We start from the raw sequence: 15,364 nt of genomic DNA on the forward strand, positions 1-15,364 counted from the left end.
AAAGCCTAACGTGGATTTGCGCGTTCCACGGTCAGCAAGACCACAGTTTTCCAAATCAAGTAAAGGTCGAAGGCCAACGAACGCCTAGAAATATAGTTCATGTCCCAGCGCAGTTTGTGACGCGCGCCGCCGAGTGTCTCGGTATATCCCAACCGCCATTGCGCGAGCCCCGTGATCCCCGGTTTCACACGGTGTCTTTGCCAATAAAACGGCAGGGCGCGGGCATAGTCAGATGCGAACTCGATCTGTTCAGGGCGCGGTCCTACCAAAGCCATGTTGCCAAGGGCGAGGTTTACGATTTGAGGCAATTCATCGAGATGCGTTTTTCTGAGCCACCGTCCAAACGGCGTCAGGCGGGCCGTTTCACCGCCTTCGAATGCGGCCTGCCGCCGCTGACCGGTCATCGTGCGAAATTTCCAAAGCGTAAATGTGCGACCATGCAAACCGACGCGGACCTGCGAAAAGAAAAGCGGCCCCGGGTTCCATACCGGATTTAGGGCACACAGCACGCAGGCGAGCAACAGACATAGAGGTGCCGCGACGACAACGGCCACGAGGTCTATCAATCGAGAAACTTGTCCAAAGGGAACGCGAGCCTGCCTCCCCCACGATCTGCCAAAACCATGTGCCCGCGGCGTCATGCTGCCCGCGCGGGGCTATCTTGCAGCGGACGCTCAACTGCCTTGCCGCCCTGGCCACGCTTGAGGTTCTGATGCAACGCCTGACCATAGCCAGACGTCTTCATCTGATCCGCAAGGTCAAAGAGCATCTGTGCCTCGATCCAGCCCTGCCGATAGGCCGTCAGATCTGGGGATCCGATCAGGTCCCCCGTCGCCTGCTGTCGCGAACGGACATGCTGCGCGGCTGAAAACAGGCCATCATGTGTGCCCGTATCCATCCAGCAGGCCGCGTTATCGGTCGGCAATTTCAGCAGCCGCAGTGCGCCTGCCGACAGATACAGGTTCAAAAGGTCAATGATTTCAAGCTCACCTCTTGCCGATGGCGTCAGGGTCTTGGCCCAAATCGTCGCGCGCGCATCACAAACGTAGACGCCGGTCACAGCCGTGTTTGTTGTTGGGTTCTGAGGTTTTTCTTCCAACAAAACGACGTGACCCGAGGTGTCGACATGTGCCAGGCCAAACCGTTCGGGATCAGGCACCGAAGCCCCCAAAATGGTCGCCCCGGCCCCACGCGCCATCGCGTTGCGCAGGACGCTCGGCAATTGCGGTACATCAAACAGGTTATCGCCCAGGATCAGCACTGAAGGCGCGCCATCCAGGTAAGCATCTGCCAGAAGATAGGCTTGCGCCAGGCCATCGGGGCGTGGCTGTGCGATATAGGTCAGGTCGATACCCCACTGGGCACCATCTCCCAGCAGGTCGCGATAGTCGCTGTGATCTTGAGGCGTGGTTATAATGGCAATGTCGCGCAGCCCCGCCTCCATTAACGTGGTCAGCGGATAATAAATCATGGGTTTGTCATAGACCGGCATCAGCTGTTTCGACGTGACGCGCGTGGTTGGCCAAAGCCGCGAGCCGGTTCCACCGGCCAGAATGATCCCTTTGTATCCGCGCATCTCAGGCCACCTTTGCGGCGGCTTGCAGGTCGCGCACAACAGAAGGCAATGCAGTGCGCCAATCGGCTGGCTTGATCCCAAAGGCCACTGCCAAGGAATGACAGCACAACCGGCTGTTTTGGGGTCGTCTCGCGATGGCGGCATAGGCCGATGTGCTGATCGGGACCACATCAACGCCGAGCTTGGCTTCGGTCAGGATTTCATGCGCAAAATCCGCCCAACTCAGCGCTTTGTCGCCGCAAAAGTGGTAGGTCCCCGACAGCTCGGGACGCGCGCAAAGCGAAGTCGCAACGGTCATGGCCGCCCGGGCAAGCGCATCGGCTGGAGTCGGTGCACCGATCTGATCATCGACCACCGAAAGCTGCGGGCGCGCCCGAGCGGCGCGCAGGATGGTCGAAACAAAATTCCCTATCCTGCCAGAAAACACCCAAGATGTGCGAAGAATCGCATGGACCCCGCCTGACGCCCGCACCGTATCTTCGCCAGCGAGTTTTGAACGGCCATAAACCTGAATGGGCGAAGGCGTGTCCTCAGGTCGCCAATGCCCCCGCCCGGATCCGTCAAAGACATAGTCGGTCGACAGATGAACAAGTGGGATCCGTTTCTTGGTGCAAGCCATCGCCATGGCCGCAGGCGCGCGGGCATTTACAACAAACGCCTCGCCAGTGTGAGTCTCTGCCCGATCGACGGCTGTCATGGCCGCGGCATTGATCACTGCATCCACCTCGGCGCGTTCAATAAGTCGCGCACAGCCTTGGGGGTTGGTCAAATCAGCCTCTGCGCGGTTAAGCGCGACAACGTTGTCGTGTTTCGACAGCGCATTTCCGACCTGTCCCGTGGCTCCGAAAACGAGAACTCTCATGCCACGTCTCCCAGGGGTACAGCGTGGTTGTGTTCGGTCATCTCTGGGCGCGGGACACCCCGCAGATGCCAATCAATGGTCTCAGCCAAGCCATCCTCAAACCGCGTTTCCGCGCACCATTCCAATTCTCGCGCCGCGCGCGTGGTATCCATGGCGTAGCGGAAATCATGTCCCGGACGGTCCGGAACATGTGTGATCAGGTCTGTATACCTGCCCGCGATAGGACGCTTGACCTGCAGCTGTCGGCACAAGGCGCGCACAAGATCAATGTTGCGCAATTCAGTCCCCCCGCCGATGGCGTAAGCCTCTCCGACCCGCCCCCGTTCCAAAACACTCAACAAGCCGCGCGCATGGTCATCGACAAAAAGCCAGTCGCGCACCTGCTGACCGTTTCCGTAGACCGGGATCTGTTCGCCCGCGACGGCACGGGTAAGCGCCAGCGGGATCAGCTTCTCTGGATATTGGCCAGGGCCATAGGTGTTGGAGCCGTATGAGATCAGTGTCGGCAGGCCATAGGTTGCATGCCACGCCCGCACCAGATGATCGGCACTTGCCTTGGTCGCGGCATAGGGGCTGTTGGGCGCATATTTGCTCTGGTCGGTAAACACGCCATCCTCGCCCAGCGCGCCAAAGACCTCGTCCGTGGAAATCTGGTGAAATCTGAAATCCGCTGGCTGGCCTTGATCCATCCAGTAAGCGCAGACCGCTTCCAATAGGGTGAAGGTCCCGACCACATTTGTCTGCACAAAGGGACCCGCGTCCTTGATCGACCGGTCCACATGGCTTTCAGCGGCCAGATGCATGATTGCATCAGGGTGGTGATCTGACAGCACACGCCGCATTGCGGCACCATCAGTCACGTCCGCAGGAACAAGCGTGTAGTTGGGCATTTCATCCAGGTCCCACACGGCCGACAAGGATGCCGCATAGGTCAAGGCGTCGACATTGATCACGTGATGGCCTTGTGCAACCGCTGCACGGACAAGTCGCGCACCAATGAATCCGGCTCCGCCGGTCACCAAGATCCTCATGCTGCATCTCTTTCTATGTCGGTACAGGAAAACGGGCTGTGCCAATCGGCCGTTCGCGGTGCAGCGGCATCGCGCGCCGATAACACAGCGTCGCCTGCGGCAATGCCCCAAGGTATGGCCAAATCTGGACAATCAAACGCCACGGCACCGTCAGCCTCGGCCATGTAGGGCGCAGATGTCTTGTAAAGGACGATGGTATCCGGGGCGCGCGTCACAAAGCCGTGCAAAAATCCCTTGGGAACAAGGATTTGACGCCCGTTTTCAGCCGAAAGCTCTGCCCCAGCCCATTGGCCATAGGCGACAGACCCTTGTCGGACATCGACGGCCACATCAAAGATCGCCCCTTGAACCACGCGGACCAATTTGTCCTGCGCGTAAGGCGGTGCTTGATAGTGCAAACCGCGCACCGTTCCGACCTTGCGGCTATAGGATTGATTGTCCTGAACAAAGTTCAGCGTGATCCCGTGTTGGTCCAGCGTGGCAGCATTCCAGCTTTCGCTGAAATGGCCGCGCGCGTCGTCAAACCGATCAGGTGTGATCAGATACACCCCCGTCAAACCCAGACTTTCCACCTTCATCGCTTACCCCCAACTGGCCATTGCCGACCCATCATCATGTGCTGGCAAACCTAGGAAGAAAGCGGTGAACAGGCCGTAAACCATAGTGGATCCAGCCCGCGCGAAAGCGCGGCATTTGGCTCAAATTCGCGCTAATGCGAACGGCCAGAAGGCCCGGATCGAAAGCGCCCTCGTGAGAAGCATGTCGCAAACAGACAAGTACTGGACAGTTTTGTACAGAAATCGGCGCGCAGCTCCACTTAGCCTAAAACGCAAGTCGACAGATCAGGGAACGGACACATGAAAGACCAATATCGCGTTGTGGTGATCGGAGGGGGCGTCGTCGGGGCTTCGGTAGCCTACCACCTGACCAAGTTCGGGTGGACCGATGTGGCGATCCTTGAACGCAATGTTCTGACAGCTGGATCAAGTTGGCACGCGGCGGGTGGCATCCATGCCCTGAACGCGGACCCGAACATGGCCTCGCTGCAGGCCTACACGATCGATCTTTTGTCCGAAGTCGAAGAAGAAAGCGGAATCGACATCGGTCTTCATATGACGGGCGGCATCAGCGTGGCCTCTGCACCAGAGCGCTGGGAATGGCTGCAATCAGCCTATCGCACGTTCCAGACCATCGGCATCGAAGACTGCCACCTGATGACGCCCGAAGAGATCAAGGCGAAATGCCCGATCATGTCCACCGACGGCATAATCGGCGGGCTGTGGGCCGACCGCGAAGGCTATATCGACACAACAGGCACCGTGCATGCCTACGCCCGCGCCGCCAAGAAGCGCGGTGCAGACATCATCGAACACAACAAGGTCGAAGAACTGCATTGGAAAGGCGATCATTGGGAGGTCGTGACAGCGAAGGGCACGATCAAGGCCGAGCATGTTGTCAATGCAGGCGGCCTCTGGGCCAAGCAATGCGGGCGCATGGTGGGGCTCGACCTGCCTGTGTCACCTTTGGCGCACCACTATTTCCTGACTGAAACCATCCCAGAGATTGAAAAGCTGGACTTCGAGATCCCAATGATGGTGGACCTCGAGGGCTTCACCTACGTCCGGCAGGACAAAAAGGGCATCCTCGTCGGCATCTACGAGACCGACCACAAGCACTGGATGATGGACGGAGCGCCCTGGAATTACGGGATCGAACTACTCCAAGAAGAACCCGACCGCATTGAGCGCGAACTGATGATGGCCTTTGACCGTTATCCCTGCCTGAACGATGTGGGAATCGAAAACTGGGTCAACGGTGCCTTCACCTTTAGCCCCGATGGCAACCCGCTGGTGGGCCCGGTTGAAAGCGTGCCGAACTACTGGCTGGCCTGCGGGGTCATGGCGGGCTTCCTGCAAGGTGGCGGCGTTGGCAAGACACTCGCCGAATGGATGATCTACGGCGATACCGAGGCCGACGCATGGTCGATGGATATCGCACGTTACGGGCCACAGCATTCGAACAAGGAATACATCAAACAAACCACGGGTCAGTTCTACTCGCGTCGCTTTGTCATGAGCTATCCGAACGAGCAATTGCCCGCTGGTCGGCCACTACGGATGGCTCCTGCTCACAGCGACATGACCGCCGCAGGTGCGCGCTGGGGGTGCTCTTGGGGGCTTGAAACACCGTTGTATTTTGCGCCGGATGATTTTGAGGAAACACCATCTCTCAACCGCTCCGACGCGACACCGCATGTGGCAGCAGAGCACAAAGCCATCCGCGAGGCCGTGGGCCTGCTCGATATCACCGGGTTCTCGCGATATGAGGTCTCGGGTCCGAATGCCGAAGCGTGGCTGGACAAGATGTTCGCGACGAAACTGCCAAAGCCGGGCCGTGCGCGACTGGCCGTGGCTCTGTCACCTGAGGGCAAGCTGAAAGGCGACCTCACGCTCTTTAACTGGGGTGACGGGACGTGGTGGATCATGGGGTCCTACTACCTGCGCAGCTGGCATATGCGGTGGTTCAACGATCATATGGCCGACGGTGTCACGGTCACGGACATGAGCGACGCCATTTGCGGGTTTTCGATCTCTGGACCGAATTCGACCAAAGTCATGCAGGCCCTTCAGCCTGACATCGACATGAAGTTCATGCAATGTCAGACGCTTGATCTGGGCCTGCTGCGCTGCAAGGTCGGACGCCTCTCGGTCACTGGTGAAATGGGCTACGAAATCCATTGCGCCGCCAACGAGCACATCGCGCTGCGCCGTATGCTTCTGGAAGCAGGCGCCGACCAAGGCATTCGCGAGGTTGGCTTCAACGCGCTCTTGTCGACCAGGATCGAGAAAAGCTTTGGCATCTGGTCGGCAGAATTCACGCAGGACCGCACACCGGGCATGACCGGTATGGATCGCTGGATCGATTGGCAAAAACCAGACTTCCTCGGGCGCGAAGCCGCGATGAAAGAGCGCGATGCAGGACCATCGCAGGTCCTTGTCACGATTGGCCTAGATAGCCCAGCGGCAGATTGTGCAGGGTACGAACCAGTGTGGTCGAACGGCAAGAGGATCGGGTTCACCACGTCAGGGGCCTACGGACACACGGTCGGGCATTCGGTTGCCATGGCCATGGTTGACCCTGCCTATGCAGAGCCGGGTACGGAACTGTCGGTCCATGTCGTCGGTATCGAACGGCAGGCCAAAGTCCTTGCCCCATCGCCCTACGATCCGGAAGGCAAAGCGATGCGCGGCTGATCCAATCTTCTTGCTCAAAAAACTTCCGCCGGAGGCATTGGTCCTGAGCGACCCGCGCTCCGGCGGATGCAGAACACCAAACTGTCCATATGCGGAACAAATTTCTTGAGAGAAATTTGCGCACCCAAGGCCAAAGGAACGCCTCATGACCGATCAGCCGCGCAGCAAATCCCGCCGACGTCGCAGCGCTGATCCCGGTCCGCGCCCGTCTGCCCGGACAACCAATTACCGGCAGCTTCGTAGCCCGCTGCCCACCATGAATGCTGTGTCCGAGGATGAGGCCGCGAATATTCACGCCAGCGCGATGACGGTTCTGAAAGACCTTGGGATGCGCGTCTTGAATGCGGATGCGGTCGAGGTCTTCCGCACGGCGGGCGCGCGCATTGATGGCGACATGGTCTTCCTGGATCAGGACATCATCGATGCAGCGCTGGCGAGTGCACCGAAATCCATCCCTTTGATCGCTGGCGCGCGGCACCGCGATCTGACGCTTGAACTCGGCGCGCTGGTCTTCCAGCCCGGTGCAGGCTGCCCCCATGCGACCGACCTGCTACGTGGACGCAGGCCCGGCACGTCGCAAGACTTTCGCGAGCTGATCCAACTTACACAAGCATTCGACGCGCTGCATATGCTGCCGCCGCTGGTCGAGCCGCAGGATGTGCCCACTCACCTGCGCCACTACGACATGACACGCGCCATGCTGACGGGTTCAGACAAGTTCCCGTTCGTCTTTGCGCGCGGCACGCCGCAGGTGATGGACTGTTTTGAGATGATCCGCGAGTTCCGCGGGCTGAGCGATGCAGAGTTCAAGGCGAACGCTCACTGCTACACCATCGTCAATACGAACAGTCCCCGCACGCTGGACATTCCAATGGCGCAGGGCCTGATGGACTTTGCGCGTGCGGGGCAGATGTCCATCGTCACGCCTTTCACGCTTATGGGGGCCATGGCTCCCATCACTGTGGCCGGGGCCATCACATTGTCCCACGCAGAGGCACTGGCTGCCATCACCCTCGTTCAGCTGACCAATCCCGGCGCGCCTGTGTCCTATGGGACCTTTACCAGCAACGTCGATATGAAATCCGGTGCACCGGCTTTTGGCACACCAGAACACTTCCACGCCTCCCTACTCGCCGGTCAGATGGCGCGCATGATCGGGTTGCCATGGCGCAGCGCGGCAGGCTCTGCCGCCAATATCAATGACGCGCAGGCGGCCAATGAAACGCAGTTTGGCCTTTGGGGATGTCTACTTGCGGGCGCGTCCGTCGTCATCCACTCAGCAGGATGGCTCGAAGGCGGGCTGACGATCAGCTATGAAAAGCTGATCACCGACATGGAGGTCGTCAACATGGTCGCCGACCTCTGTGCGGGCATGAAGGCTGGCCCGGATGAGATCGGTCTCGACGCCTTGCGTGAGGTCGCGCCCCAAGGTCATTTCTTTGCCACCACGCAAACCATGGCGCGCTATTCGACCGAGTTTTATGAGCCCGTAATCGCGGACTGGTCCAATATCGGCCAGTGGGAGGCCAACGGCGCACAGGATGCCTCGACCCGAGCCACCGGCAAATGGCAGGAATTGCTGAAACAGGCTGGCCCGAACATCGATCACAACCGCGTCGCTGACCTTGATGCCTATATCGCAAAGCGCAGTGCCGAAGGCGGCGCGCCGCCGGAGTCATGAACCGCCCCACCCCAACCCTGCATCGGGACGATCCCAATGCTGAACCGCTTGTCGGCAATGTCAAAGCCACGCGTGCCGACTGGCTGAACCACGCGCGGAATATCCTGATCACCGATGGCGAAAAACAGGTGAAGATTCTAACGCTTGCCAACCGGCTCGGCGTGTCGCGGTCATCATTCTACTGGTACTTCAAAAGCCGCGAGGACCTGTTGGATGCCTTGCTGTCAGACTGGGCCGATACCAACCCGGGCGCAATGGTCCGACAGGCGTCCCTGCCCGCTCGATCCATCCATGCAGCGATCTGCAATTTCTTTCATTGCGTGGTGAACCCGGCCTTGTTCGACACCGCTTTGGATTTTGCCGTCCGCGACTGGGCCCGCCGCGCGCCGCATGTGCGCGCACGGCTAGATCAGGCAGACCATTCCGTGATCTCGGCGCTCCGCGATATGTTTGCCCGCCACGGCTATGCCGACCCCGAGGCCATAACCCGCGCGCGCGTGCTGTTTTACATGCAATTGGGCTATCACTCTGCCGAAGTTTCAGAGCCGATGGTTGACCGTATCGCGCAACTGGGCCCCTACCTTCAGGCCTTTTCAGGCACCGACCCGGACGCTCAGGTTGTTGCTGATTTCACCGCCTACGCCCTTGCCGCTGAAAAAGGAGAGCTTCCATGACCGAAACCGCAGACGTGATCATCATCGGAACAGGCGTGATTGGCACCGCAACGGCATTTGAGATTGCCAAGACCGGCAAATCCGTCCTGATGATCGACCGCAACGCACAAGTGGGACATGGGTCCACCGCCGGGTCCTGCGCGATCATCCGGATGCATTATTCGACCTTTGACGGGACCGCGTTCGCTTGGGAAGGCTATCACTACTGGCGCGATTGGGCCGATTATCTCGGTGTGTCTGGCGAACCGCTTGCCGAATTTCGCGAGGTTGGATGCCTTGTCATGAAAACCGATGCCAACGGGCAGTTGGTCAAGCATATGGAGAACTCAGCCGCCCTGAACTGCCCATTCGAAGAGTGGGACAATGCACGGATCATGGACCGCCTGCCTATCTATAACCTCGATGGCTACGCCCCCGCGAAACGCTTGGATGATCCAGCATTCGGCACGACAAACGGGCGCAAGATGAACGGTGCCGTGTTCTGGCCGCATGCGGGCTATGTGAATGACCCAGCGCTTTCGTCGCAAAACCTTGCTGCAGCAGCTGCAAAACATGGTGCGCGGACTAAAATGAACGCCACAGTGACCGAGATCCTGACCGAAGGTGGCAAAACCAAAGGAGTGGCGCTGGCTGATGGCACAGAGGTTCATGCTCCGGTGGTGGTCAACGTGGCCGGTCCCGGATCGTCGATCATCAATGCCATGGCAGGTGTCACAGATGAGATGACCATCAGCACCCGTCCGCTGCGGCAGGAGGTGGTGCATGTTCCCTCCCCACCCGGCTTTAACTTTGAGGATCAAGGGACAATCGTCAGTGACAGTGACATCGCGCTCTACTGCCGTCCGGAACACGGCAACCATATCCTGATCGGGTCCGAGGATCCCGAATGCGATCCACATCACTGGACCGATGACGACCAGAATTACGACCGCAACTTTACCGATCAGTGGACGACACAGGCGCAACGCTATGCGCAGCGCGTGCCAAGCCTTGGCATTCCGTCCAACATGCGTGGGGTTGTGGACCTCTATGATGCCTCAACCGATTGGATTCCGATTTATGACAAATCCAGCCTGCCAGGTTTCTACATGGCCTGCGGCACCTCCGGGAACCAATACAAGAATGCGCCCATTGCCGGAAAACTCATGGCCGCGCTGGTGGACTACTGTGAAGGCGGCGTTGATCACGACACCGATCCGATGTCGTTTGAGCTGCCCTACATCGGGCGTACCATCACCGCGGGTTTTTATTCACGGAAACGCGCCATCAATGACGAAAGCAGCTTTTCAGTGTTGGGTTAGGCTTAGGCAACGCGTGTGCCGTTCGACCACGTTTCGATCACGGCAGGCGCGCCGCCTACCCGCCTGAACCTGATCAGATCGGCCCGCAGCCCAACCTCCAACCTGCCCCGGTCGTTCAGCCCCAGATACCGCGCAGGGGCTTCTGTCACCGTTCCGATGCCGCGCGCCAGATCGTTCCAGCCATCGCCCAGTTGCACCGCACCCATCAGCAGGGCTGCAGGCACGTAATCCGACGACAGGATGTCGAGCCGGTCAAGCGCGGCCAGATCCGTGGCAGCCACATTCCCGGAATGCGACCCGCCCCGCACGACATTGGGCGCTCCCATGATCACTCCGATGCCTGCATCGTGGCAGGCATGCGCGGCTTCCACGGTGGTTGGGAATTCGGCTATTCCGATGCCATAGCCCGCACTCACGGAAACCTGCTCTGGCGTTGTGTCATCGTGGCTCGCCAACACGGCCCCGTAACGACGCGCCGCTGCGACAGCACCTGCCTCATGCGGCTTCTGGATACGGGCCTGCAGGTCCATCAAGAAGGCGATGTAGTCCTGAAACTCCTCCTTCTCGAACCCGTATTTTCCGCGAACGTAAAACTCGAACTTGTCCAGATCACTGAACTGACGCTGCCCTGGCGTGTGATCCATCAAAGACACCAAACCAATCCGGTCTTCGGCATCGAAGGTGTCTAATTCCTCAAGAAGGGTCTCTGAACAAATCTCGGCGCGCAGGTGGATGTGGTGGCTGACCTTGAGAAGGCCTGCATCCCGCGCCGCCAGTATTTCATCGGCAAGTCCGCGCGCGTATTTCGGATAACGGCCATGGCCCGTGCTCAGGATGGAGCCGACGCGAATGGCATCAAAGACCGTCGTGATCCCGACGCTGGCCAATTCGCGGTCATGTGCAATGATTGCGGCAGCATGTGGCCAGTCTACCTTGGGTCGCGGACGGATGTGCCGTTCCAGATTGTCGGTATGCAGCTCGATCAAACCCGGCGCAATGTAGTCACCTTCGCAATCAATGGCCGCTGTTGGCACATGTCCCCCAGTGTCGATCGAGGTGATGCGATCGTCCCGGATGACCAAAGCACCGTGAACAACCTCGGTCGGCAGGATCAGTTTTGCATTGGCAAAGATCGTTTCAGTCATTTGCGGGCCTTCCTTGCCGCTTGCAGTCTCGGGCATCCTGTATTCGGGGCCTGACGCGCTCTTGGTTCATGCTGCCGTTTTCTCAAGAAACGTGTTGATGTGCGACAGGATTAAGTCACGGTCGTCCAGATGTGCCATGTGTCCGGTCTGAATCCTGACGGAGGTCGCGTGGGTCTGCATGTCCTCGAATATCTGGCGCATTGTGGCGTTGGTAATTGTCGTGCGCTCGGCCCAAAGCGCAAGGATTGGACAATGCAGCGCCGCCAATGCAGGCCGCGCGTCATAGGCGATGGCCGCTTTCATTGCGTCGCGCAGACCGCCCCGCGTCATCCGTGCCATTGCAGCGCGGGCAACAGCACGTCCCGGGCCCGGCGCGGTGCGGCGGGCGATGACACGCGCGATGCCTTTCGGCCCGGGAACCCGCGACGTGATTTCTGCGAGCAGCGGCGCAAACCGCAGAAATGGGCCACACGGCAGCCAGAGCGGTGCGTCGATCATCACCACCCCTGCGCAGCGCGGCGCCAATTGGCGCGCCATTTCTAGGGCGATCATGCCGCCTAAGGAATGCCCGATCAGAGTCACACGCCCCTCCGGGAGTTTCGGCAAGAGCGCAGTGGCATATGCGGGAACATTTGGTGAGGTCCTTGGCACCCCGGCATGACCGGGCAAGTCTAGAGCCATCCCGGGAACGTCACCCCAAGTGCCCGCGTCCATCCCCGTTCCGTGCAACCAAACTGGTGTCATGATGGCCAACAGCGGCGCGCACGTCCGAACACGCATCGCTCGGGGTTATTACCTTGGGGTTTTGACATCGTGCTCGCATTGCCTGCCAGTATTTAACCAAACAAATCTAGACCCTTCCGCGCGCTCCTGCGCAAGCGCCAATCGAAGGGGCAATCCCGTTCACTTGAGCGGGCGCGCGGCTGATCGCCGTCACGTTTTTGAGGATCGCGACTACAGGGCAACCCATGAGTTTTGGCACGTCGTTCTCTCATGCAGAGTAATCCTCTCTGGGCTCTTGCGACGCTCTATCTTGACACGTCACGGTTGCGCAGACTTGATCCTTTGAGCGCAGAGTACGTCCCCCAGCCATTGACGTAGAGGTAAGTTTTGCACATGAGTGCTGCCGGGGGCCTCGTCCTGCACGCGGCGGTGAAAGGGCAAATATCGTGTCAGACTTGCAGGCGTTGCTGGACCATCCACTATTCGCGGGCGTCAAAACGCTTGATTTGCCAACGAATAGCGTCACGCGCATGCGTCTGGATGATGGTCAAATGCTGTTTGATCAGATGGAACGTTCGCGGGACGTTTACTTTCTCATGCGCGGTGCCGTTCTGGCTGTGTTTTGGGCGCCTGACGGCAAAGAGTTGATCTTTAATCGCATGGCGGCCGTCGATTATTTTGGAGAGATCGCAGCCATCGACGGGCAGGAACGGTCGCTTTCGGTTTATGCCAGTGGTTGCGCTGAAGTTCTGATTTTGCGCCGTGACGCATTCCTACAGGTGCTTGATACTGAAAGCATGGTTTGTCGTCGCGTGATGACGCGCCTTGTGGGCCGCGTGCGCGAGTTGACTCAGCGCACGTCGCAGCTGTCGACGCAAAGTGTGGACCAAAGGGTCAAGGCCTTCATCGCGCGCCGCGCCATGGATGCGGGCGTTTTCAAACCGGGCGGCGAATTGCGTGGGCTCCCCACTCAATCCGAAATTGCCGGATTGATTGGGGCCAATCGCGAAGCCGTCTCACGCGCAATCTCGGACATGAAACGCTCTGGCGTGATCAAGGCGGGCCGCCAACGCATCACGCTTGTTCAACCGAACGAATTGATCGAGGCGGCAGCGGGATAAACCCTTGTTAGCGGCCCCTGCCCCTCAGGGGCACTTCAACGCTGCAAGATCTGCAGCCCTGCCGTTGAAGACATCCGTGTCCACAGCCCCTGAGACACCCGCGTCCGAGCCTGATTGGCTATGCTGCCAAAATACCCAAGAGGTTGCGGTCTTTGGAAGGTTGATCGTGTTCGAATACTCAGCCAGCCAAAGCGGATAGGTTGAGGTATCGAATTTCAGGTAAGTATCCCAGATGCTTTTGTTTGAATACACAATCGGCTGACATCCAGTCGCCTTCTGGACCTGCGCGACAAAGGATTGAACATCAGCGGCAAGGTTCGTCACCGAGCCCTTGGGCGGCGTTTCAACATCGACGACGGGCGGAAGCTGACCGGAGACATCGCCAATCTGACCGAGGAAATGCGCGGCCTGTGCGTCAGGGCCTTCTGACGTCTCGTAGAAATGGTAGGATCCGAATGACAGGCCCGCCGCCATGGCACCTGTTTTGTTCTTCGCGTATTCCGCGTCCTTGGTGCGTTCGCCTTCGCTTGCCTTGGCATAGACAAACGCGAGGCCGTCACCCGCGAACTTCGAGAAATCAACATCCCCTTGGTAATGCGACAGGTCTACGCCCCGCACTTCGGCGTCTGCGGGGCTCGTGATCTGCAGCGGTGGCTGCGATGACGGGGCGTTCTGGGCCGTGTCCTGCGCGGCGGTGTCGGCCGCGTCTTGTGGGATTTTACCCGTCTGTGTGACGATTCCATAGGCGACAATCGCCAAGCCGGCACCGATCACGATCCATTTTCGTGCGCTCATGTGTTCGTCCTTAGTTCTTTGGGGACGGTACCAGATTAAGCGGCCTTAGGCAGAAAGCTTATGCGCTGCCGCACATTGGGAGGGATTGCCCCAAAGCTAAGCACCGCCCGCACATTTTTGGAACGATCCATATTGACGGGATCGATCTATTTTGGAACATTCCAAATCGATTCATTGCGACGGGAAGGTCATCGGCATGAAATGGGGATTGATCGGCGCCAGCACGATTGCGTCGGAACAAATGATCGGTGCCATCCGCTCGGTCACGGGCAACACCATCACCAGCGTCTTAAGCAGCAGCGCCGCGCGCGGTGCGGACTATGCCAAGGCGCATGACATCGACCATGGAACAGCTGACCTTGATGACCTGCTTGGCCGATGCGACGCTGTCTACATCTCGACCACCAATGAAAAGCACAAAGACCAAGCGCTGGCCGCGATTGCGGCAGGCAAGCATGTGTTATGTGAGAAGCCGCTCGCCATGACGGTCGCCGACGCGGTCGAGATGGTCAATGCAGCCAAGAGTGCGGGCGTTGTTTTCGGCACCAATCATCACCTGCGCTGTATGGGCATTCACCGTCGTATTCGCGACATGGTGCAAGGCGGTGACATCGGCGACGTGCTCAGCGCGCGGATTTTCCATGCCGTGATGCTGCCAGAGGCCCTGCGGGGCTGGCGGATCAATGATGCATCAGCGGGCGGTGGCGTAGTTGCCGACATTACGGTCCATGACGCAGACACCCTACGCTTTCACCTCGGCGAAGACCCCGCCGAAGTGGTGGCAATGACCGCCGCACAGGGCCTCGGTAACGGGGTTGAGGATGGCTGCATGTCCGTTTGGACAATGCCGTCAGGCGCCATGGTTCAGGACCATGTCAGCTTCACCCACCCTTTCGCGGGCAACGGCATAGAGATTCACGGCACCAAAGGATCGATCCGGGCGCAAAGCGCAATGAGCGTGATGTGGTTGCAAGGCGGCGGAACGTTCGAGCTGACCGACAAGGACGGAACGCGCATGGTCGGCGCAGAAGGCGGCAGCCCCTATGACTACGCTGCTGACCGATTTACGGCGGCCTGCCGTGGCGAGGGCGCGCCAGCGGCAGACGGTGTGGACGGTATCAAATCGCTTGCCGTCGCCATGGCCGTCGTCACTGCGGCGCAATCGGGCCACCGCACCGCAGTCGACTACGGAGGCGTGTAA

General features: G+C 59.2%; 14 protein-coding genes. 6 read left to right on the forward strand and 8 right to left on the reverse strand.

Annotated features, from left to right (window positions below; genetic code table 11):
- Positions 1-5: 5 nt before the first annotated feature.
- From FE702_RS05790 to rfbC, 5 genes are read right to left on the reverse strand one after another with little or no spacing between them, the layout of a single operon-like run.
- The gene (locus FE702_RS05790) at positions 6-641 is read right to left on the reverse strand and encodes a sugar transferase (protein WP_147125314.1); all 636 of its coding nucleotides are present in this window, start codon (positions 639-641) and stop codon (positions 6-8) included.
- Complete coding sequence (locus FE702_RS05795) at positions 638-1,576, reverse strand: sugar nucleotidyltransferase (protein WP_147125315.1); 939 nt, start codon at positions 1,574-1,576, stop codon at positions 638-640. Before FE702_RS05795 ends, FE702_RS05790 begins: the two co-directional genes overlap by 4 nt.
- 1 nt (position 1,577) lies before the next feature.
- Complete coding sequence (gene rfbD / locus FE702_RS05800) at positions 1,578-2,438, reverse strand: dTDP-4-dehydrorhamnose reductase (protein ID WP_147125316.1); 861 nt, start codon at positions 2,436-2,438, stop codon at positions 1,578-1,580.
- A complete protein-coding gene (rfbB, locus tag FE702_RS05805; RefSeq protein ID WP_147125317.1) occupies positions 2,435-3,469 on the reverse strand; it encodes a dTDP-glucose 4,6-dehydratase in 1,035 nt (344 codons plus the stop codon). Before rfbB ends, rfbD begins: the two co-directional genes overlap by 4 nt.
- The gene (gene rfbC / locus FE702_RS05810) at positions 3,466-4,047 is read right to left on the reverse strand and encodes a dTDP-4-dehydrorhamnose 3,5-epimerase (protein WP_147125318.1); all 582 of its coding nucleotides are present in this window, start codon (positions 4,045-4,047) and stop codon (positions 3,466-3,468) included. Before rfbC ends, rfbB begins: the two co-directional genes overlap by 4 nt.
- A gap of 279 nt (positions 4,048-4,326) precedes the next feature.
- Here rfbC and FE702_RS05815 point away from each other — a divergent pair, with 279 nt between their 5' ends.
- The 4 genes from FE702_RS05815 (at position 4,327) to FE702_RS05830 (ending at position 10,379) form a co-directional block, all read left to right on the forward strand.
- Positions 4,327-6,723, forward strand: coding sequence for a GcvT family protein (locus FE702_RS05815; RefSeq protein ID WP_147125319.1), 2,397 nt, complete (start codon positions 4,327-4,329; stop codon positions 6,721-6,723).
- Positions 6,724-6,868: 145 nt separating this feature from the next.
- Positions 6,869-8,404, forward strand: a complete 1,536-nt coding sequence (locus tag FE702_RS05820; protein WP_147125320.1) for a trimethylamine methyltransferase family protein — start codon at positions 6,869-6,871, stop codon at positions 8,402-8,404.
- On the forward strand, positions 8,401-9,078 hold the full coding sequence (locus FE702_RS05825; RefSeq protein ID WP_147125321.1) for a TetR/AcrR family transcriptional regulator: 678 nt from the start codon (positions 8,401-8,403) through the stop codon (positions 9,076-9,078). The genes FE702_RS05820 and FE702_RS05825 overlap by 4 nt, the downstream gene beginning before the upstream one ends.
- Positions 9,075-10,379: an NAD(P)/FAD-dependent oxidoreductase gene (locus tag FE702_RS05830; protein ID WP_147125322.1), complete on the forward strand. Its 1,305-nt coding sequence runs from the start codon at positions 9,075-9,077 to the stop codon at positions 10,377-10,379. The genes FE702_RS05825 and FE702_RS05830 overlap by 4 nt, the downstream gene beginning before the upstream one ends.
- A 2-nt stretch (positions 10,380-10,381) precedes the next feature.
- Here the strand turns inward: FE702_RS05830 and FE702_RS05835 are convergent, their stop codons facing one another.
- Entirely contained in the window at positions 10,382-11,524 is a 1,143-nt protein-coding gene (locus FE702_RS05835) for an alpha-D-ribose 1-methylphosphonate 5-triphosphate diphosphatase (RefSeq protein ID WP_147126137.1), read from the reverse strand.
- 66 nt (positions 11,525-11,590) lie between these two features.
- Entirely contained in the window at positions 11,591-12,304 is a 714-nt protein-coding gene (locus FE702_RS05840; RefSeq protein ID WP_147125323.1) for an alpha/beta fold hydrolase, read from the reverse strand.
- A gap of 389 nt (positions 12,305-12,693) precedes the next feature.
- On the opposite strand from FE702_RS05840, the gene FE702_RS05845 reads away from it, so the two are divergent.
- A complete protein-coding gene (locus tag FE702_RS05845) occupies positions 12,694-13,368 on the forward strand; it encodes a Crp/Fnr family transcriptional regulator (RefSeq protein ID WP_147125324.1) in 675 nt (224 codons plus the stop codon).
- Between the two features lie 24 nt (positions 13,369-13,392).
- Here FE702_RS05845 and FE702_RS05850 read toward each other — a convergent pair whose 3' ends face one another.
- Complete coding sequence (locus FE702_RS05850) at positions 13,393-14,163, reverse strand: glycoside hydrolase family 25 protein (protein WP_147125325.1); 771 nt, start codon at positions 14,161-14,163, stop codon at positions 13,393-13,395.
- Positions 14,164-14,359: 196 nt separating this feature from the next.
- Here FE702_RS05850 and FE702_RS05855 point away from each other — a divergent pair, with 196 nt between their 5' ends.
- Entirely contained in the window at positions 14,360-15,364 is a 1,005-nt protein-coding gene (locus FE702_RS05855) for a Gfo/Idh/MocA family protein (RefSeq protein WP_147125326.1), read from the forward strand.

Origin of the sequence: Shimia ponticola (assembly GCF_007995215.1) — a bacterium.
Lineage (GTDB): Bacteria > Pseudomonadota > Alphaproteobacteria > Rhodobacterales > Rhodobacteraceae > Shimia_B > Shimia_B ponticola.